Genomic DNA, 20080 nt, shown 5'->3' with positions numbered 1-20080 from the left:
ATGAGGCAAAGTCTCCTTTCATTTTAGGTTCTGGATAAACCTAGGGGGTACTTTGCCTTATTTTTTGCCTAAAAATGTTTACACATACTTTTATACATCATCGATATATTTGAAAAATCGTTGATATATTTTAGGAAATAAAACAGTGGATAACAGTACGTTATCCACGCTCCCATAATTATAATAAAACCGAATCCTTATCACTATCCCGATTCCCCTTCTTATCATTTTCCAGAAAGAAAATCATTTTATTCATCTCCCAACTTATACTAGTATCTAGGAAAATAATGAAGAAATACAATTAGAACGAACAAAAAAACCTGTAAAATTTATTACAGAGTTTCTTGCCGATTATTTATTGTTTTGCATACCGAATACGAACGTTATCGTCCATATGATAAATTTGTAATGTGTTTCCATCATAGTAATCAAATCGTCTTAACATATCCTGTTCAATGTCTAATAAATATGTGCATAATCTTCATCAAAAACGCGAACCTTTTGAACATCTTTACTTTCTTCTTTCGAATTAGTTGATTTTCCCTTCGTTTCAGAGGCCTTAGATTTACTTGTTTCTTCTGTCTTTTCTTCTTTATTTGCCGAATCTTTTACTGTAACACAACCACTTAATAATAAAGCAACTGGAACTGCAGCAGCTATTAGTTTCTTCACTTTCATACCTCATAGCCCTTTAAGCCATTTATTCTTAGTTGGTTTTACTACCGATACTCTTCGCTGCTTCTTCAAACAGTTTTGAACCTTCTTGTGCTTTACTTAATGATTGATGCATTTTACTCTCGTCTTCTTGGTCTAATGCATCAAAGAGAAGTTGGAAACAATCCGCATACAGTTCCATCGATTGCTTTATCTTCGCTTGTTCTCCCTGTAATTCAGGAGGCGCTTGTAAATTTTTCAGTTTCTTCGTTGTTGCCTTCGCTCCACCTAAACTCAGTTGTACTTCACTTTTCTTTTGTTTGTATGATTTTACGTCTGAATTTGCTATTCCTTCAATTAATTTCATTGTATCTTCAATTTGAGTAGCACTGTTTATGATATCTGCCTTGTACCTTTCAACATCCGAACCAGTTACCTTACCAGTTGAAGAATTAGAAGAGGAACTTTGTTGACTACTTGATGAACTACTGTTTGTACCTTCACCTTTCGCTACAGATGAGCTATCCTCTTTCTTGCTATCAGTTGACTTACTCTCTTTTTCAGAAGCCTTATTCTCTTTCTCTACCTTTTGTGTTTCTTCTTTCTTTGGTTCATCAGCTTTCTTACCATCCGTTTCAATTGTAATACAACCGCTCAATAACATAACTGGTAATGCTAAACTCACTAATTTCTTTGCCTTCATGATTACTACTACCCCTTTAGTTGTAAAATTGATTGTGAAAAAATTAATATACTTAATTAATAAATTTTCCCCGAATAATTTATTAGAATCTACTACGAATAGATTTCCTGTATATTCACAATCTTTCCATATATATCATTTTACAGAGAATTACATATTTGGTCAAAGGGAATTATGTAGTTTTTAAAGAGACATTTCTACGCGAAAAAAGAAGCTAACAATTCATTGTTAACTTCTCAACTGAAAGCAAAATAGTATCTTTCCTTACCTTCTAATATCTATGTTGTGATTGAATATTTGTAAGATGAACATCATACATATCAATGATTTCAAGAAATCTATCAGCTTCACGGAAAACATGGTCTGCCAATAGTGGGTGAATGATACTCTTTATTTTACATTGCTCAATTAAATCACGTGCTGTCTTCTTAAAATCCCGAAGAGATGCAACCGATACACGATTTTGATCTAAAAATTGATCTAAAAGAGGGACTGTTTGGGATTGTGGTTTCATTGATTCTAAGTCAATTGCTTGATACATTAATGCATCAAAATCATTGCTAAAATTCCGTGCTGTATCTACAAGCTTTCTTTCCGATGGATCAAGAAGATGGCCAATAAATTTAGCATGGTCTGCCATAATCCTTAGAAAGAAAACATTTTCTTTAATAATAGCATCAGGAAGAGCATCTAATTTTCCTTCATTTAATTCCATTAAACGTTTTCTAAAATAATCAGCTTCCCTACTCGTATGGTCAACTAACAGTGGAAAGTTATTTTGTCCCGGCAATTTACATGTGAGAATCAACCCTAAAATCTTTCGTTTAAACCCCCAAATATTAGTTGCAGCTTGTTGTACTTCTGCATTAAATCTTTTGATTTGCTCAGGATCTGTTTCATTTGTGTAGGAATGCGCTATTTGTTCAATATGTTCAAACAATCGATAAAATTGATTCGCCTCTTCGATTAATTGCGTATCCTCGCATCTAAACCCTAAGCGAAGAAAAAGAGAATGTTCCTTCATGATTCTAGACCAAAAACGAATTTCATTTAATGAATGCTCAACAAACATTACAGATGTAACACCTGTATCCGGATGTAATGAAGTTTCATCCCTATGCATTGTTAATCCCCCCAGTAAATTACCCCGCTAGTTCCATTCTTATGAGGAAACATGTATATAAATGCCCTCAATAAAAGTTCATGATGAATCTCGTATACATGCTTCCCAAAAAGAAAAAGACTACCACCTAGATGTAAAGTTCTACTAGATGGTAGTCTTTCAAAATTTCTATTAAAGCAAAACCGAATCTTTATCACTATCCTGATTACGTTTCTCTCGTTCCTCTGCTAAACGCTTCATATACACTTCGCCTTCTTTTTCAATAAACTCATTATCCATCTCTTGCTCTTTTTTTGAAGTATATAAAACCATGTAGCCACTTAATACGATTCCAACGATTACAAGATACACCCACCATGGTAAAGTTTCCACTCTACTTCATTCCTTTCCTTAGACAAGCCTTATTAGTTTCACTGTATGAGGAAAGAAGTACATTTATGCTTAAAATTTTATCATTGTGGATTCTTCGCGAAGAACGCTTGTACATATTCCATAAACTCGATTGGTTCCTGACGAAACGGTGCGTGGTATCCTTTTTCAATAATATGAAACGTGCTATTCGCAAATAGCTGATGATACAGTTCACCATTTTTCCAAGAAACGCTCTTATCGTGTCGTCCCCATATAATTAAAGTCGGCACCTTAATTTTATCGGCTTCCATCGCAATGCGGCGCTCTCTCATTTTCGTCAGCTGATCATAATGCTCTTTATCATCGCGACTATTTTTCACTTCACTTTTATTATAATCCGTAATCTCTGTTACAGTTTGTAAGTCCGTTGATAATGGCGGCACTTCATAACTTTCTTTTTGCTGGAAAGACTCAATTCCTGTAGAATCTGCTAAAATGAGATGCGTCACTGCGTCCGGATATAAATACGCTAAATTCAGTGACATCTCTCCGCCCATTGAATGACCGAGCACCGCAAACTGATCGTATCCAAGCTTCTTCATTAACTTATAATATAAATTCACTTGCGCAGGAAACGAATACTCGAAATCAATCGGCTTAGAAGAACGTCCAAATCCTAAAATATCTACTGCAATAATCGTGTGATCTCGCGCAAGTTCCGGATAAATATCACTAAATCCATCAGATGAACCACCAAACCCGTGTAGCATAAGTAAAGGAGGTTTCCCCTCACCAATTTTCTTAAAATAAATCGTCTGCCCGTCAATTTGCGCCATACTCTCTTTCGTATTCAGCTTCATCATAACAGTATCTTTTACTTCTCCAACCTTCGCAATTGGCTTATCAACGAAGTTACATACGATAAGCAAAACGAGCACAATACCGCTAATCATATAAAACTTAAACCGTTTCAACATTCCCGTCTCCTTTCTCTTGTTGCTATTTAAAGTTTTTACATTTTTTGGTTGTTTTATAATTATTTTTAATTGTAACTATAACGGTTACAATTATATTAAAAAAATATTACTTACTTCTATTACTGATGGTTATTTTGTAACCATTATAGTTACATATTTAAAGTAAGTCAATTCTTTTTGGTCGTAAAAAGAAAAGGGACCTCGTTGTGAGGTCCCTTCACTTTATTATTTAATCTAAAAATGGTCAGCATGTGAGTCTTGTTTACTAATACCGCCACCATCGCCTCTATTATCTGCTGGTGCTCCGCCTGTTTCACCAATGTTAACGTAGTCTGGTCTTGCTGGCGCTCCTCCGTCACCACGATTTAAAGCCTGGCTCTGATCACCTAAACTACTTAAACCAAATGCTAAAACAGTCGTTGTTATTAATCCTGTTACTATCACACCTAATTTTTTCATTATTTCAAAGCTCCTTTTTCTAAGTATTTTTTACTCGCTTTATTACTCATATAAAAATATTCACTAGCTTTAGAATCATTTGATTCCTCATAAAATCGTATTGCTAACTTTTCAGTATATTCTTCTACACAGTCCCATAATGATTCCTTTTCAAAATATGAAATTCCTTCTAAGACCACTCTTTCTAATTCTGCTGTATTGGATTTTTTATTCAATTCTTTTAAAATCATAAAGCGATATTGAAACTCTTGATTTTTCAATTCATTACAAACTTTTAATCCTAATTCGATAAACTCATTCGCTAATTCTACTCTGTTTAGTTTGTAATTCTCTTCAGCTAAAGTAAATACTCCTTTATAATGCTTAGGTGATTTTTCAACAACTTCAGAAATATGACGAATTGATAATTCTGAAAGATTTTGACTTCCATATAACCATCCTAAATTACTTTTCACCATTAAAATGTATCGTTCTACTTGTTGATGTTGGAAAATATTTAATGCAGAATCGAAACTTTCTTCTGCTAGCGAAAATTGCTTTAAGTCTACACTACATAGCCCGTATATATTTTTACAAAGTGCTACACTTAGTTCATACCCACTATGCCTCTCAAACTCTTCTCTTGCCTTATTCACATTATCAATTCCTAAAATTGGTTGATATGATTGATAGTAATAATAGCCAAGTCGATAATAAAACTCCGCATGCTCTACTGGATTTGTAATATTCCCTAGCATTAATTCTGCTTTCTCAAATTCCTCACTTGCAGCTTTATAATTCGTCACTAATGTTTCTTTAATCGCTTTAAAGAAATGATAATAATATGTTAAAACATTATCATCAACAATATATAAAGAATCAATTCTATCAAAGCTACTATTTGTAACACTTAGACTATCTACTAATACTTGATAACGAAATTCTAATAAAGAATAGAACAAGGATATATTCTTTTCCTCTTTGAAATCATTAATTTTCGATTCAATCTCTTCTTTCAAAGATTTTGATTGCAGAAAATCTTGCTGCAACATTACACGATACCAATCATCTAAAGAATGTTTCATTTGCTCCCTTGTTACTACATCTGCTCCCATACACTCGCATCCCCTTTTCTTAAGCTTACAAAATTAGGATATTTATACAATTATCAAAATTGTATAGTATCACCTCTTTTCTATGTATTGAAAAACAATTATCAGAAAATTTATAATTTAAACAAATTATACCAAATATTTCTATTTTTAAAACTTGAGAAACATTTTTCAGAAAATTTTATAGACCAAATAAAAAAGCAAGCAATTCCAGCTATCAGCTAAAACTACTTGCTCTCCTACTTATTATTGTTACTCTTTAATAAATTCCTTCGTACTTCTCACTGTATCAATTGGACGAACTAATTTTTCGATTTCTTCACGTTTTGGCTCTAGGAACGGAGGTAACGATAATTTTTCGCCAAGTGTTTCGTATGGCTCATCTCCCATAAATCCTGGGCCGTCTGTTGCAAATTCAAATAAAATTTGCGGTGCTACTCTTGCGTATAATGACTCGAAGAAGTGACGATCTACATATCCAGATGACGGAAGTCCAACGCTACTGATTCTCTCAATCCATTCTTCTAATACAGCGCGATCTTCTACGCGGAATGCAGCATGGTGCACTGTACCAAATCCTTGTTGTGCTTCAGGAAGAACCGTATTATGTTCTACAATAACAGATGCACCGTTTCCGCCTTTGTTCACTTCAAATAAATAGAATTCTCCTTCTTGCGCAACCTCTTTAAATAATAGAACTTTTTCTAACACTTCTTTGAAGAAACTAAAGTTTGCAATGCGGATAAATACAGGGCCTAAACCAGTAATTGCGTATTCTAATGGAACTGGACCGTTTTGCCACGGTGTACCTGATTCTATTCCATTATCTAATTCATCTGAGATTAATTGATAGTGTTGATCGTCAAAGTCAACGAACGAAAGAGTTTTCTTACCGAATTGCTCTTTAATGCCTGTATGTTCTACTGCAAGACGATCAAAACGTTTCACCCAATACTCTAACGCCGCATCAGTCGGCACTCGGAATGAAGTTTTTGAAATTTCATTTGTACCGTGTACTCCTTTTGGAATACCTGGGAAGTCAAAGAATGTCATATCTGTTCCTGCACTACCTTTATCATCTGCAAAGAATAAATGGTACGTTTGAATATCATCTTGGTTTACTGTTTTTTTAACTAAACGCATTCCTAAAACGTGAGTGAAAAACTCATAGTTCTTTTCTGCACTACTTGTAATTGCTGTAACGTGGTGAATTCCTTTTAATTGATTCATTTTATATTCCTCCAATGGTTTTTAAAGTTATATTTTCTCTTCTATTACTTCTCTTCAATAGGTGCTAATTTTGCTTCAATTTCTGCTCGCTGATCTTCTAAGAACGGTGGTAAATCAAGTTTTTCTCCTAAATGTTCCACATCTCCATCAACTGTAAATCCTGGTCCATCTGTCGCAATTTCAAATAGGATTCCGTTTGATTCGCGGAAATATAAGCTTTTAAAATAGAAACGGTCGATGATTCCTGAAGACTGGAAGCCTCTTTGTATCACCTGTTCTTCCCAATAAGCAAGCTCTGTATCGTTTTTCACACGAATTGCTAAATGGTGGATGCTACCGCGTCCTGGCTTTTCAGTAGGACCATCTAAATATTTCACAACGATTTCTCCAAAAGCCTCTCCTTTAATGGACTGGAAAATTGCTTCCTCTTCGCTGCGGCTAACCTCTGTATAACCAAACATCTCTGTAAGTGTGCTCGCCATTTTATCAAGTCTACGAACTGTCATTTCCACAGAACCCATTCCTTGAATTTGATGCTCTGCAGGAACTTCTGATTTCTCCCAAGTTTCCCAGTGCTCTACTTTTTCTCCGTTTGAAACGAGTAATACTAAGCGAAGACCTTCAGCATCCTCAAATTGTAAAGCAGGACGATTTGCATATGTTGTTATTTCACTATGTTTTACACCAAACTTCTCAAATCGTTCTTTCCAGTAATGTAAGCTTTCCTCTGAAGGAACGAGTAATCCAATTCGCGTAATTGCATTTGTACCACGGTACGTTTTTCCTACTAAAGGAATTTCAAAAAATGATAATTCTGTACCTGGACTTCCTGTTTTATCTCCATAAAATAAGTGATACATTGATGGATCATCTTGGTTTACTGTCATTTTCACGCGACGTAAACCAAGTACATTTTTATAAAAGTGATTATTTTCATTTGCATTTTTCGTAACCATCGAAATGTGATGATGCCCTTTAATTTCATACATTGTTTATTCCTCCGTTTCGTTTTACTAGTCAAGTGATAACTAAAAAAATGACATTTTCCACAACTAATATGGTTTTTAATGTTTCAATTTATTCTTAATTATATTTTTGTAAATTCATCTTAGTTTTTACTGCATAAGTTACTTTGTTTTGTAAGTCGAAAGCAACTGAGTGTATGTTTTTCATATGACTCAATCGCTTTCGTTACTATCACTTTACATCTCAAGTGATAAAAAAGCAAGTGATTTATCTCAAATTCGAGATATTTTTTTATTGCATAACATTTTGGACTAGAGAATGGTTTAGTAAATTAAAAAAACATTAGTGGAGAGAAGAACCGTCAATCTAGATTAAAGTTGCAATGCCATCAGCAAAACAAAACATCATGAAATCAGGAGCTTTCTCACCCTATGAAACACCTGATGGGCAACTTAATGGAATGAAAAGATACCTTGATCGTAGATGTTGGTGGTATGAGGTTAAGTAAGATAAGATCCTTCCTGGTGGGTGGCTTTTTTTATGTTCGTTTCATTATGCTTCATATGCCATGCTATCTGGAAATTCCTCGTTCTTTCTAAGACATCGCACAATCCTAATACACGCACAATTAAAATAATGTTCTCTCATATTTAATGAATCCACTGGAGCTTGCTCTATGTCATAAAACATTCGTTCCTTTTTATTATAGTGCATCTTACCTATTTTAGTGGGTGATTCAGCAGGATAGTATTGATAAACAACTATCTCTTCATTCTCAAATTCTTTAGTCATTAATAAACATATTGCCATAAATAAGGCCCCCTTTATTTATATTGAATTTCATGTTTGGAGTTGTCCGAGGAAAATGATTTCCTGATTTTTAGTTTGAAGTTGTGGAAAATGACTAGCTTTCTTTTACAAATTCAATATTGATTCTATCAACTTCAATTTCAACATACTTGTTAAAGTATTCACTATGTTCCAGGAATATTTCATCTTCGTCTATAATAATAATCCCTGCATCAATAAACCAACGATTTAATATTCCACTGATACGATACTTGAAGGAATTATCCATTTTCTTTAAATTTTTCACTCCATCTATTCCTTCATTTATTTCAATATCATCAAAAACTGTAATGTCGAGAATAACAGGATAACTTTTTCCTTCTTCAATTTTATATGGACAAATAGTGGAGAATCCCGTAAACACTACACCGTTAATATTTATTGTAACTGCCTCTTCGATTAGCTCATCGATTTTTTCTACATATGCCATGTATTTCATATTTTTTCCTCCTATTATTAATCAGCAAGATTTATAGATTAATAATCTACGTTTTAATAATACTCTTCTTGACAGGGTAAAAATGTTACTGTAAATGAAGTCTATTAACCTAGTAACAGTATGAAAAAAACGATTCTTTATTTGAGCCGTTTTTTTTATATCTTTGTTTGTTGTTCTATACTCCATATGTCATTTCGTCCAAAAATTCTCCACCATTTCTCAGGCATATTACTATCCTAGAAATCGCACAATTAAAATAATGCTTTCTTGTTCCGATTGATTCTTCTGGAACAGGTTCTAAATCATAAAACATTTCCTCTTTTTTATGAAAATACATTTTCCCAACTTTTTCTGGTGATTCAGATGGATAATATTGATATACAACTATCTCTTCATCTTCAAATTCTTTATTCATTAATAAACATATTGCCATATAAAGACCTCCTTATTTATGCTGAATTTTATGTTTGGATTTATTTGAGAAAAATGATCCCCTAATTTCTATTTTGAAATTATTAGGAATGTATAGTCTTCTTTTACAAATCCAATATGGAAGTTCTCTAAATGTATTAATAGTATATGCAAAATGGATGTTAGTAAAATAAAAGGGCGTCTCCAGATAGAACAACCCTTTTATTTCATGGTTAGGTTACCCCATTATATCTTTTAAATAATAAATGAAATTTGATTTGGTAAATCAATATTCTTAATATTCTCCATTCCACCATGTTCATCAATTTGCTTATATATCTTAAAGGCGCACTTGTAAAATAATTGAAAATCTTCCTTAGGTAAATCATCAAGTAAAACATAGCCTTCTTCAAAGCTTATTTTATCTTTTAAAATTTTAAAACGCCATCTTTCATACATTTCTGGGTATTGCTCGCAAATCTCAATAGTAGGACCAAAACTATAAATCGTATATTCGCTATTATCTAATTCTTTTATTATTGTAATCGTTGGGTATCTTCCCATTTCATTTCACTTCACTCATTCTTTTCAAAGATATTTAATGAACTCACACTTGTTAAATTTACATCTCATCGAACCATTTTACCTTGTTGTCTTTAGATTTTCGTATCCTCATCAAACTTCTTTACCAGTTAAATTATCAACAAATCTTATTTTTCCATTTTCAGAAACTAATTGTAAATCACTACCTATTGGTAGTTCGTATATTCCGAGAATAGCCGGTTCAATATTTGCTACAGTATTAAAATCACATACTACTAAATTATCAGGATTATTAATGTAATCATCATCATCAATTTCTGAAAAAAATCTCCAACCATTATCTACCGCATCTATTGATTGCTCTCTCAATATCCATTTCAATTTTCCTGTTTCATTTATTATATTTTTTGAAACAATACAGACCCCAGCTTTTTCAATAAATTCAATAGGCTCTTTTTGATTCATATTTTTCCATCCTTTCAATATTGAGTCCCTTCCCGTTACAGCAATTAAAGTCCCTGTAACATTTACCCGTTTTTTGCGGATAACGTATGCATAACGTCCATCCGTTAAAACGTACTTTACGATGACTTCAAAAAATAACACAACCCTTTATTTTTCTCTCTACTATCGTCGTACACTGTACATAGCCATTACAATCTATAAAACAACAATAAAAATTTAACACTTAATGCACTTATAAAATTATAGTGCTCTTTTAAATTTCTACGCTAAAATGCAAAAAGCACTTTTTCCTTTAATTGACAATCAAGTACTTTAAGTTCATCCATTTTTAAGTAGCATAAATTTGTAAGTTTTGTAGTAACAAAATGACACCTTTTACATGTCATGACAACTACTACGTTAAAACTTACGAGTTTGTACGAGTTCGTTAATTTAATATAAATTCCATGCGTTTATATTCATCCCACAGTAAAATGTCATTTCGCCTAAGCTCGTACTTCTTTTTCTATTCTATCCTTGCACGTAATACTCTATTTAAAGCAGTTACATAAAAACCTTGATAAGTATTCAACTTATCAAGGTTTAAGCTCTATAACTTATAATTTTCCCATAGTTTTTTTCTCATTATATGTGTCTCTAAATCTGCTAATCTAACAGGTATGGGTAACCGACTTTCTTTATTAATAAGTCTCATGACAATTTCAGTACTTGTCTCTAAATCAATCCAGTTACCACATGAAATAAAAATGGGTTTTACACTTTTGGTTGTTCTTAAAGCTCGACCATATATTTCATTATTAATGATAATATCCGTATACGATCCCTCTTGATTTTCAGGCATAGTAAAATCTACACCTTTAATCTTTAAATAACTTTTCGCTACACCAATTGTTGGTGTATTTAAATAGAAAGAAGCATGTGTTGCAATACCCATGTGTCGATAATGCAAATAACCATTCCCATCAAACATATAGATATCTGGTTGCTTAGTTAGTTTTTTTGCTGCAGCTTTAATTAAAGGCAACTCACGAAAAGCAAGAAAACCTGAAATATACGGAATTGTTATTTCTCCATAACTGTACACTTTTTCAACAACTTCATGTGTACTAAAATCAATGACTACAATACAACATGTACCATACGTTTTACCATTTAATTCCCAATATGCTAAATCTACTCCTGCAACAAATCGTATTTCTTCTAATTGAAAGGTATTTCTAAGTTGTACTTTTGGTAAGAATGCACGCTGCTCATTTTTAAATTCCTCTATTAAAGGTTTTAATTTAGAATTATCCATTGCAATCACAGCGTAAAATTTTTTTAATAAATAGTAAATTCTCTTTGGTTGATTCAAGCTTTTGTTTTTTTATATATTCTTGTTGATCCCACTCAGCGCAACATAAACATATCGCCTTATTTAAACTCCTCTTCATATTTCCCTCTCCACTTTCAAACCAAATTTAGTGCATACCTCCTGTATGTCTTCTAACCATACTTCATTTGATGAATTACAACTCAACATTTCAACTGATTTTGTATAGTATTTACTTTATTAGACTTTTGGCTCCCTACTGAATTTTTTAGCATATAATAAATCTGATTCACTTGGTTCTGTTTTTTGTTCTATAATATTCCCTTGTTCATCATACTTTTTAAAAGTCATCTCACGTCCGGCAATACATTCAGACTCATACTTTTTAGCCCTGTTTTCAAAGAATTCAACCTGGTAGCCTTCTGCCGAGTTTTTATTCATATTTCCTATCCTTTTTATATTACCACTCGGATAAAATTCCACATATTTTCCTTGTTTAACACCATTTTCTACGTAGAAATAACTTTCTATATTCCCATTTTCATAAATATCGTAAGCTAATCCAGTAAATAATTTTTCTTTTCCATCATCAGTATACTCTACTATTCCTAAATCATAAGGCCCTCCGTATTCTAAGTACTCCTCAAACTCTAGGCCGTTCTGTATTATATATTCCTTCGTTAATATATCATTTAACATTTTTTGAAACCTCCGTGATTATTTCAAATTCATCTGTAAGATAAGCACAATGAGGACACCTTAGAAACATCATTCCAGCTGGTTTTGTTCTATTTTGACCCGTACGAATTACATTGATAACAAAATTATCCAAACCAGCACTTGGATTAGCCTTTAATGCTTTATTCAAGGCAATTACTTCAGCGTGTGAACCTGCACCTTTTGTAAATGTATATGAATCAATAACTTCTTGTGGCATAGAATCATATCTTGACTTTATTAAAGGATGGAAATCGGGCAATATTCCATCGTAGTCATTTATCGCATAATAAATTTTACCAGTTGTTTTATCATGCACTCCAGCAAAGGCTGGACCAATTTTTTTCTTACTTATCCCCGTATCCTTTAACTTTTGCAATTCCTTAAGTGTTTCGCCGCGTAAGTTAATCCTATAATTCAATTCTTTCGAAGTAAATTTTCCATATTTATTACGTAAATAATCTATTCGACTATTACCCGTACCCTTAACTACATCGGCTCCTCCAACAGGTACTTTTTTAGCTGTATTTACAGCCTCAGTAGCCTTAGCAGTCATTTTAACTCCTTTACCTACTTTAGCTATCTTTCCAAAGGGTGTAAGGCCGGCTACAGCCATGACACCTGCCCCAGCACGTTCCCACCCCGAAAGTTTTTCGCCAGTAGATGGATCAATACCATCCCAAACACGACGAACATCATACTCACCACTTATTTCTCCAGCTATATCCCTAGCTAATTTCCCACCATCAAAGCCTTTCTCTTCAGAAGATGTTTTACCGCACATTGCACCTTCTTCCATTGTAACATCTTGATCATCCGCATTGCGAAATTTTTCAGCAATTCGTTTCAAATCTTCTTCTACTTGTACAAGTGAACTGATAGATGTAAAAGCTTTTGGTCGCGCATCATTGAACATTTGAACGAATTGTTGATTAGAGGCACCAATCCATTGAAAACACAAATGATCAATTTCATTACATAAATTATTATGTATAGATTCTAATGCGATTCGGGTATTACTTGCACGATTAGCAACTTCTTCTAGCATTTCAGGTGTCACTTTGATTTGAACCATTTCTTTCCTCCCTTTCCCCAATTAAAATCATGAGATAAAAAGAAAAAAATGTAAATGCAGAAATTTTAGATTAGTATAACAATGTTTATGTGAAATAAAATCTGCTTAATTGCACATAAAACCTATGTGCAATTAAGCTAACAAAATAAAAGAGCATCCCCAAACGGAAATGCCCTTTTATTTCAGGTTTAAATTACACCCATGCCTTTTAACATATGAATTAAACTAGTATAGAAGTATTCACATGCTTCTGTCTTACAATTAAATATCTTAATATTACTCTTTGTCCCTCGCTCACTATAATATACTTCCCATACTCCATTCTGTTCATTGAAACAATACGATTCGTTTGGTAATCCATCCTTTAAACTATATAAATCCTTTGACACCTCTTCTTGTAAAAATTTCTGTTCTAACCCATTTTTTCACATGTTTAGAACCTACCCTTTTCAATGATTCTTCTTCAATTATTTCCTTTTAACTATTTCATTTCATTTTCAATAAAAAACAGCCCCACTAAGCGTATTAACACTTAATGAGGCCACTTTATTCACACTATTAATTATGGAACGTCGGTTTATAGAACGAACGATTATCAAGTGCAAAGACACGCTCTGTGTATTCGCCTGGTTTTGTGCGTCCTAATGCGCGGTCCATCATGTTCATTTTTGCATCTAAGTTATCGATGTAGTGCAGAATTTCTGCTTCTTTTACTAATGGTGGTTTTGGGCTACCCCATTCTGCTTTTCCGTGGTGAGAAAGCACGATGTGTTGAAGAATTAATACTTCTTCTGCATCGATTTGCAGCTCATCTGCTGCTTTCCCAATTTCGTTCACCATAATCGAAATGTGACCTAGTAAATTTCCTTCTAACGTATACGTTGTAGAAATTGGGCCAGATAGTTCGATTACTTTACCAAGGTCGTGTAAAATAACGCCTGCATACAGTAAGTCTTTATCTAATGATGGGTATAGATTTGAGATAGCTTTTGCTAAATCAAGCATCGATACGACGTGATACGCTAATCCAGATACGAATTCATGATGGTTCTTTGTCGCTGCTGGATAGTCTAAAAATTCGTTTTGATGCTTATTTAATAAATGTCTTGTTAGACGTTGAATGTTCGGGTTTCTCATTTCAAATATGTATTGCGTAATTTTCTCAACCATATCTTCTTTTTTCACTGGTGCTTTTTCTACAAAGTCTGAGATGTCCGTTACTTCATTTTCATTCGCAACACGAATTTGTTTCACACGTAATTGAATACGGCCTTTGTAGTTTAAAATATCACCAGCTACTTTAACGATTGTTTCCGCTACATATTGTTTCTCAACTTCTGGTGATACGTCCCATAACTTCGCTTCAATATCTCCACTTGGATCTTGTAAGATTACTGTTAAAAATGGCTTTCCATTGCTTGCGATACCTTTTGTCGCTGTTTTAATTAACAAGAAAATATCGACTTGTTCACCAACTTCATATTCTGCGATTTTCTTTTTCATTCGAATTCCTCCACCAAATCAGTTACTTTTAGTATAGCACACTACAACTCATTTTCTTTACGCTTATGCGTTAATTTTATAATCTGTTTTTCTGTAAAATACGTTAATAAATGCGCATGGCATGTAAAGAAGATGACTTGTCTATCTTGCGCAATTTCCTTTATGAGTTCAATTGTACGATTCGTCCTTACCGCATCAAAATGCACGAAGCTATCATCAATAATGAACGGATAATTATGCTCAAATGTTTTCGCTAATGCAAATCTCAGCGATAAATATAACTGCTCCGCTGTCGCTTGGCTCAGTTCATGACTGTAAAAACGCATACCGTCGTTACGCTCAACGATGAACGGCTCTGCCTCTGACGGTGAAAAGATTTTACTATATCGTCCGCCTGTTAAATACACAAAGTACTCTTCTGATTTTTGTAAAATACGAGGAAGATGTACTTCATGATAATATTGCTTCGTTTTCGTTAACACTGTCTTTGCAGCCGCATACGCAGCCCACTTCTTCACTTGCTCACGCACTTGTGCTTTTTTCATTTCCCATTCATGCAGTAAATCACCGTACGTACTTCCTTCTTCTAAATTCGCAATTTCCATACGATGTTTCGCAATGCGCTCTGTCAGTTCTTTTTCCTTTGTAAGACAGTTTTGCGCGGTTGTCATTTCTTGCTTTAATTTTTCATCATAACCGTCAGCCTCATAATGTTCCGCTAATGATAAACTCGTTAAACGTTGTTCTAACAGATCAATTTGTGGTAATAAGCGCCCCACTTGTTTCTCAGCATCTTCACGTTTTTCCGCTAGTTTACCTGCCTCTAAAAACATCTCTTCATTTGTAGCTTCTGCGATATGCCATAAACTATCTCGTTCTACTACTAATTGCTTTAATTGTTTTTGCATGAACGCATATTCTTCTTGCCATTCAGCTAGTTTCTCTTTTAGCTGCTTACAAGTTTGGCGCTTCTCTTTCTCATTTTGCATACGACTTTGCGCCTCGTGCAGCTTATTATACTCTGCACTACCGATAACAGTTTCTAGTTTATGTTCAAAATGCGAAATCATTTCAAATAATGAAGATTTGCGCTCACTTTTCTTCTCTAAATCACGATATAATTGCTGCATCTTTTCCATACGCTCAAACGCCGGTAATATGTGCGCATACGTATAAAACTCAGGGAACGTATAGCGCTTTTTATACACATTTACTTGTTCGCTCGTGCGGAACGTTTCTCTTTCCCATTCCTCATACGATGAAACAACTTTATCATACGCTCGCTCCATTTGTTGTAATTTATATGACTCACGCTCAAATAGCTTCCGTATCTCTGCATCTTTTTCTAACTCGTAGCGTACAGACATCGCTTCTTCACTTTGTCTTCCGCCGGCACTTTGCTGAAGAGTAAGAAGCTCTTCTTGTAATCCGCTTGATGGATCTTTATATAAAACGAGGGCAAGAACAATCCCTACAAAAATAATGACACTAATAAATAAGAGTAGGCGATTGTCTATAAATAAACTTGTGAATAAAACGCCTGTGTTAATAAGAAGTAACAGAAGACAAACTCTTTGCCACTGCTTTTTCTTTTGCATCGCTGCTCCTGCTTTTTCCTCATACTTACGCTTCATTCTCTCAGCACCCATACCGATAAACGCCGCATCTTGAAACGATTTTTCTTTCTCAACTAACGCATTTCGTTCTTCATCCGCTAACATTTGCTGCTTAATCTGTCTTATGTTTTCCTCTTGTTCTTCTAATTGCTCCTGTGCTACTTTAAAACGATCATCAAGCTGTGCTTTTTGCGTTTCTAATTCGCGCGCCTTTTGCACTGTTTGCGTAATTAACTCTTTCGTTGCCAAACTCATATCAAACGACAGAACTGTTTCTTTTTCAAAAGTAGCACCAATTTGTTGCTCTAGTTCTGCCAGTTCTTCTTTTATATTCGTAATCGTTCCTGTCAAATTACGCATTTCTTGGTGTGCATTTTCGTAAGACATATGCTGCATACGAAGTTCTTCTACATAACTTTCTTTTTGTAAAAACTCTTCATCTATTTGAATCGATTCTATTTCTGACTGCACATTCTCTATTTTTTTATGCAGCGAATCAACTTGCAATTGGAGCGGCTCCATCTTCGCCTTAATCGCTTCATAACGCGCCATTCCGTTTACAGGAAATTGCACGTTTTCGTTTTCTAACACTTTCTCGTGCGCACGTTTTTCAATAACGAGTGGCTCTAGCGCTGCTAATATTTCATAATCTTGCTTTCGTTTTTCTGCACTCTCTTTTTCTGCGCGAACAAACGCCAATTTCTCTTCACTTTCTTTTAACTGCTCGACCTGTTTTTCATACGTGCCAATTTTCCCTTGCCACTCTTTCATCTTCTCTTCAAGTTTCTTCATCTCTTGCAGTGACACATTAATTTCCGGTTTACGCCCGCTCGGCTTAAAGCGCTGATCCATTTCTTTTTCTAGCTTTTTATCTAGCTGTAATAACGCATCACTTCCGACTGCGCTTGCTGAAAATAAATAATTTCCGATATCCGCTTCGCCGAGCTGATGAATATTTTGAAGGCCATGCATATCAAAAGAAAAGACCGATTCAAATAAACTTTCATTCATCCCGGTTAATATATCGTGTAAAATTTCTTCGCCGCCCGTTTTCCCGTCTTCAAAATAAACAGTTACCTCCCCAGCGGCCGTCTTTGGCAATCGTTCAATTTTCAAACGGCCGTACTTCTCTGTTTGTACAGTGATCGCCCCGCCATACTTGCCGCCTTCTTTCGGTTCATAACGGCGCTGTCCTCTCGTCGGAAAGCCGAACAAAATACTTTTCATAAACGAGCGAATTGTCGATTTTCCCGCTTCATTTTCACCGTACAACACCGTCAGCATTGACAGATCCATTTCCACATTTTCTAATTTTCCGTACCCATAAATATGGAGTTTTTCCATTCTCATTTCTTATCCCTCTCTTGCTGGAATAATTGTTCTAAAATAATATTTTCTGCTTCCTTTTGAATCTCTCTCTTCTCTTCCTCTGTAAAAGATTCAATACTATTACGCGCTACAGGAGATGTCCAAATGGTGCGCAATACTCCGTCCATATTTGTGAAAGCTTCTAACTCCTTTAGCACACTACCGACGAAATGATTTTCTTCTTTCAAACGCTCGATTTCTGCAAAAGAGACCGTCTCATTTTTCCACTTCATCGCATACACGAAATCTTTTCGCTCTTCGCCAGCTGCTAAAATATGAAAAATCTCTTCCACACGCTTTTCGTCACGTAAATACGGAGAAAGTGGGCCTTGTCCTGTAAATACGACAGTTAGTAGCGTTCCTTCCTCTTCTCTTCGGCACTCATTCATCGCACTTGATACGCTCGTCATAAGTTCATCGACAGTTTCAAGTCCATCGATGCTCACTTCTATCTCATCCCACACAACATCCGCCGTATGGAAAAATGAAGTATGCGTTCCTTGTTTCGTAAGCTCAATCAAGTACGCACCCTTCTCGCCCGTTTCCTTACGATGACGTCCTTGTATATTACCTGGATAAATGATGTATGGCTCTTCTGATAAAATTTCACGTTTATGTATATGGCCAAGAGCCCAATAATCAAACTGCTTTTCTTTCAGCTCACGAATTTGAAACGGTGCATAGCGATTATGCTCTGCATCTCCTTCCACACTTCCGTGAAGCATGCCAATATGAAAAGGCGCATCACTCATTTTCGTATACTGCGCTGTCATATTATCCGTTACCGCTTGCTGCAAATAACTAAAGCCGTAAATAGAAGCTAACAACTCACCATTTTTATAAAATGATTTCTCTTCTACGTAAGGCTCCGTAAACACGTGAACATTTTCCGGAAACTCAATTGCTGCCCAGCTTCCCCCTAAATGATCGTGGTTACCGTGAATAATAAAAATAGGGATATCGTACTGCGACAGTCTCTTCATTTGTTCGCGCACAAACACTTGCGCCCTCAAACTTCTCGTCTCCGCATCATACAAATCCCCGGCTAGCAATACGAAATCAACGCGCTCTTGAATCGCTTTATCAACAATACGTTCGAACGATTCAAACGTACTTTGTTTCATTCTCTCCCAAACAGACTGCGGTACATTCATCCCCATCCCTTTAAACGGACTATCCAAATGCAAATCAGCCGCATGTATAAACTTCACTTGTTTCACAAATAACGATCCTTTCTATGTTTCAAAAGTTTCACCTTATTGTAACACGCAATGTCATATATTTCTTTGCATATTCTAGTGATTTATGCCAAAATAGTTATAAGATTCTGATTTTTATTATTGGAGGGAATTTTCATGGGAGTATACGTTCTAACAGTCTTTGAAAAAGATGGTTCTAAAGCATTAGACGAATCATTCGAGGCGGCAACTGAAAAAGAAGCGAAAGCAAAAGGTGAATCTATTTTAAGAGAAAAAGGATTGTATGAGAAAACACATCGCTGCACATCTTCTGCAGGTAAGCTCGTTTTATTCCAGCGCTAAAAAAAGAAGCGTCATCCGCTTCTTTTTCACTCTACTATATCTTCGTCACACCACGTAAACACCACATCTAGAATGCGATTACCGATACGTACGCGCTTATTCCATTTTCCTGTTTGGATCTGATGTTGCAATTCTGCTTTCATCTTTTCCGTCCAGTCGTGAATCGTTTCACTACCATTGTACGGATATACGCTTGGAAACTCTTTCTGCAGTAGATGCAAGCTCTCTGCATCAAAATGAAAATGGAAGAAGTAGTTTGCTGTAAGCGATGGTTCTTGCAATCGTAAAAAATGATCATCAATTTGCTTTCTATTTCTGTAGAAAGTAAAGATATTCACTTTACCACTCGTAATTTGGTCAATTTGAATTTCGTGCTTCTCTATAATCACGTCTTGCCCACCTCGTTATATACTACCTTTAGTATATATGTCTTTTGCAACAAAGTTAACCATTTTCGCGCGAAATTCATTTCCTTCATTATATTACCTGTACCTCCAAGTACAATCAGAACAAATAAAAACAAAGTTGAAGGGGAGCGATCACATGTATTTCGGAAGCAAAGGTTGGTATGTAAAAGAACTTAAAAAATTAGGTATTCGTACTTATGAAGGTAAAAAACTAGAATCATATCGTACGCATGTGTTATCTAGTTTACTTGAGAGAATGAAGAAGGCTTCGGCTTAATAG

The 20080-nt window shown here is 34.8% G+C and carries 22 protein-coding genes and 2 pseudogenes; 3 read left to right on the top strand and 21 right to left on the bottom strand.

Annotated elements, in window-relative coordinates:
• Nucleotides 1–412: 412 nt before the first annotated feature.
• From ACTFSI_RS26845 to ACTFSI_RS26805, 9 genes and pseudogenes are all read right to left on the bottom strand, one after another.
• Nucleotides 413–678 (bottom strand): annotated as a pseudogene (locus ACTFSI_RS26845) (DUF3994 domain-containing protein); the annotation flags it as partial.
• Between the two features lie 28 nt (nucleotides 679–706).
• Complete coding sequence (locus tag ACTFSI_RS26840; protein ID WP_000644827.1) at nucleotides 707–1357, bottom strand: DUF7018 domain-containing (lipo)protein; 651 nt, start codon at nucleotides 1355–1357, stop codon at nucleotides 707–709.
• A 271-nt stretch (nucleotides 1358–1628) separates the two neighbouring features.
• Nucleotides 1629–2480 carry a DUF2935 domain-containing protein gene (locus tag ACTFSI_RS26835; protein WP_197225468.1) on the bottom strand — a complete coding sequence of 284 codons (852 nt, stop codon included), beginning with the start codon at nucleotides 2478–2480 and terminating at the stop codon, nucleotides 1629–1631.
• Nucleotides 2481–2651: 171 nt separating this feature from the next.
• On the bottom strand, nucleotides 2652–2852 hold the full coding sequence (locus ACTFSI_RS26830; RefSeq protein WP_000449227.1) for a sporulation YhaL family protein: 201 nt from the start codon (nucleotides 2850–2852) through the stop codon (nucleotides 2652–2654).
• 80 nt (nucleotides 2853–2932) lie between these two features.
• On the bottom strand, nucleotides 2933–3805 hold the full coding sequence (locus ACTFSI_RS26825; protein ID WP_138322619.1) for an alpha/beta fold hydrolase: 873 nt from the start codon (nucleotides 3803–3805) through the stop codon (nucleotides 2933–2935).
• A 237-nt stretch (nucleotides 3806–4042) separates the two neighbouring features.
• Entirely contained in the window at nucleotides 4043–4267 is a 225-nt protein-coding gene (locus ACTFSI_RS26820; protein WP_044792643.1) for a Phr family secreted Rap phosphatase inhibitor, read from the bottom strand.
• Nucleotides 4267–5361 carry a RapH N-terminal domain-containing protein gene (locus ACTFSI_RS26815; RefSeq protein ID WP_044792642.1) on the bottom strand — a complete coding sequence of 365 codons (1095 nt, stop codon included), beginning with the start codon at nucleotides 5359–5361 and terminating at the stop codon, nucleotides 4267–4269. Before ACTFSI_RS26815 ends, ACTFSI_RS26820 begins: the two co-directional genes overlap by 1 nt.
• 249 nt (nucleotides 5362–5610) lie before the next feature.
• Nucleotides 5611–6588 carry a ring-cleaving dioxygenase gene (locus ACTFSI_RS26810; RefSeq protein ID WP_138322372.1) on the bottom strand — a complete coding sequence of 326 codons (978 nt, stop codon included), beginning with the start codon at nucleotides 6586–6588 and terminating at the stop codon, nucleotides 5611–5613.
• A gap of 44 nt (nucleotides 6589–6632) precedes the next feature.
• Nucleotides 6633–7577, bottom strand: a complete 945-nt coding sequence (locus ACTFSI_RS26805; RefSeq protein WP_138322373.1) for a ring-cleaving dioxygenase — start codon at nucleotides 7575–7577, stop codon at nucleotides 6633–6635.
• Between the two features lie 368 nt (nucleotides 7578–7945).
• Between ACTFSI_RS26805 and ACTFSI_RS26800 the strand changes: the two are divergent.
• Nucleotides 7946–8062: pseudogene (locus tag ACTFSI_RS26800) on the top strand (N-acetylmuramoyl-L-alanine amidase C-terminal domain-containing protein); the annotation flags it as partial.
• A 44-nt stretch (nucleotides 8063–8106) separates the two neighbouring features.
• On the opposite strand, the gene ACTFSI_RS26795 reads toward ACTFSI_RS26800, so the two are convergent.
• The 11 genes from ACTFSI_RS26795 to ACTFSI_RS26745 all read right to left on the bottom strand — a co-directional run bounded on the left by ACTFSI_RS26795 (nucleotide 8107) and on the right by ACTFSI_RS26745 (nucleotide 19072).
• Nucleotides 8107–8364: a hypothetical protein gene (locus ACTFSI_RS26795; RefSeq protein ID WP_044792639.1), complete on the bottom strand. Its 258-nt coding sequence runs from the start codon at nucleotides 8362–8364 to the stop codon at nucleotides 8107–8109.
• Between the two features lie 94 nt (nucleotides 8365–8458).
• Nucleotides 8459–8842 (bottom strand): hypothetical protein, encoded by a 384-nt coding sequence (locus ACTFSI_RS26790; RefSeq protein ID WP_044792638.1) that lies wholly within the window; start codon nucleotides 8840–8842, stop codon nucleotides 8459–8461.
• A 175-nt stretch (nucleotides 8843–9017) separates the two neighbouring features.
• Nucleotides 9018–9275: a hypothetical protein gene (locus ACTFSI_RS26785; protein ID WP_044792637.1), complete on the bottom strand. Its 258-nt coding sequence runs from the start codon at nucleotides 9273–9275 to the stop codon at nucleotides 9018–9020.
• A gap of 233 nt (nucleotides 9276–9508) precedes the next feature.
• Nucleotides 9509–9817 carry a hypothetical protein gene (locus ACTFSI_RS26780; protein ID WP_000534161.1) on the bottom strand — a complete coding sequence of 103 codons (309 nt, stop codon included), beginning with the start codon at nucleotides 9815–9817 and terminating at the stop codon, nucleotides 9509–9511.
• A gap of 111 nt (nucleotides 9818–9928) precedes the next feature.
• Entirely contained in the window at nucleotides 9929–10261 is a 333-nt protein-coding gene (locus tag ACTFSI_RS26775; RefSeq protein WP_138322620.1) for a DUF2185 domain-containing protein, read from the bottom strand.
• 589 nt (nucleotides 10262–10850) lie between these two features.
• Nucleotides 10851–11558: an endonuclease V gene (locus ACTFSI_RS26770; RefSeq protein ID WP_029437732.1), complete on the bottom strand. Its 708-nt coding sequence runs from the start codon at nucleotides 11556–11558 to the stop codon at nucleotides 10851–10853.
• Between the two features lie 255 nt (nucleotides 11559–11813).
• On the bottom strand, nucleotides 11814–12272 hold the full coding sequence (locus tag ACTFSI_RS26765; RefSeq protein ID WP_000930862.1) for a toxin-antitoxin system YwqK family antitoxin: 459 nt from the start codon (nucleotides 12270–12272) through the stop codon (nucleotides 11814–11816).
• The gene (locus ACTFSI_RS26760; RefSeq protein ID WP_138322375.1) at nucleotides 12262–13365 is read right to left on the bottom strand and encodes a WXG100 family type VII secretion target; all 1104 of its coding nucleotides are present in this window, start codon (nucleotides 13363–13365) and stop codon (nucleotides 12262–12264) included. Before ACTFSI_RS26760 ends, ACTFSI_RS26765 begins: the two co-directional genes overlap by 11 nt.
• Nucleotides 13366–13923: 558 nt before the next feature.
• Nucleotides 13924–14868, bottom strand: coding sequence for a 3'-5' exoribonuclease YhaM (gene yhaM, locus ACTFSI_RS26755; protein WP_000726639.1), 945 nt, complete (start codon nucleotides 14866–14868; stop codon nucleotides 13924–13926).
• Between the two features lie 41 nt (nucleotides 14869–14909).
• Nucleotides 14910–17834: an AAA family ATPase gene (locus ACTFSI_RS26750; RefSeq protein WP_440045758.1), complete on the bottom strand. Its 2925-nt coding sequence runs from the start codon at nucleotides 17832–17834 to the stop codon at nucleotides 14910–14912.
• Nucleotides 17831–19072: a metallophosphoesterase family protein gene (locus tag ACTFSI_RS26745; RefSeq protein ID WP_000815734.1), complete on the bottom strand. Its 1242-nt coding sequence runs from the start codon at nucleotides 19070–19072 to the stop codon at nucleotides 17831–17833. Before ACTFSI_RS26745 ends, ACTFSI_RS26750 begins: the two co-directional genes overlap by 4 nt.
• Nucleotides 19073–19207: 135 nt before the next feature.
• Here ACTFSI_RS26745 and ACTFSI_RS26740 point away from each other — a divergent pair, with 135 nt between their 5' ends.
• Nucleotides 19208–19393 (top strand): YhzD family protein, encoded by a 186-nt coding sequence (locus ACTFSI_RS26740; RefSeq protein ID WP_000539553.1) that lies wholly within the window; start codon nucleotides 19208–19210, stop codon nucleotides 19391–19393.
• Nucleotides 19394–19419: 26 nt separating this feature from the next.
• On the opposite strand, the gene ACTFSI_RS26735 is transcribed toward ACTFSI_RS26740, so the two are convergent.
• A complete protein-coding gene (locus ACTFSI_RS26735; protein WP_087957606.1) occupies nucleotides 19420–19782 on the bottom strand; it encodes a hypothetical protein in 363 nt (120 codons plus the stop codon).
• A 154-nt stretch (nucleotides 19783–19936) separates the two neighbouring features.
• Between ACTFSI_RS26735 and ACTFSI_RS26730 the strand changes: the two genes are divergently transcribed.
• On the top strand, nucleotides 19937–20077 hold the full coding sequence (locus tag ACTFSI_RS26730; RefSeq protein WP_000273536.1) for a YflJ family protein: 141 nt from the start codon (nucleotides 19937–19939) through the stop codon (nucleotides 20075–20077).
• Nucleotides 20078–20080: the final 3 nt, after the last annotated feature.

The sequence above is a fragment of the Bacillus cereus group sp. MYBK101-2 genome (genome assembly GCF_051918845.1).
Lineage (GTDB): Bacteria > Bacillota > Bacilli > Bacillales > Bacillaceae_G > Bacillus_A > Bacillus_A paranthracis.
Note: the sequence above shows the minus strand (reverse complement) of the source record. Positions and strands in the feature narration are given on the sequence as shown.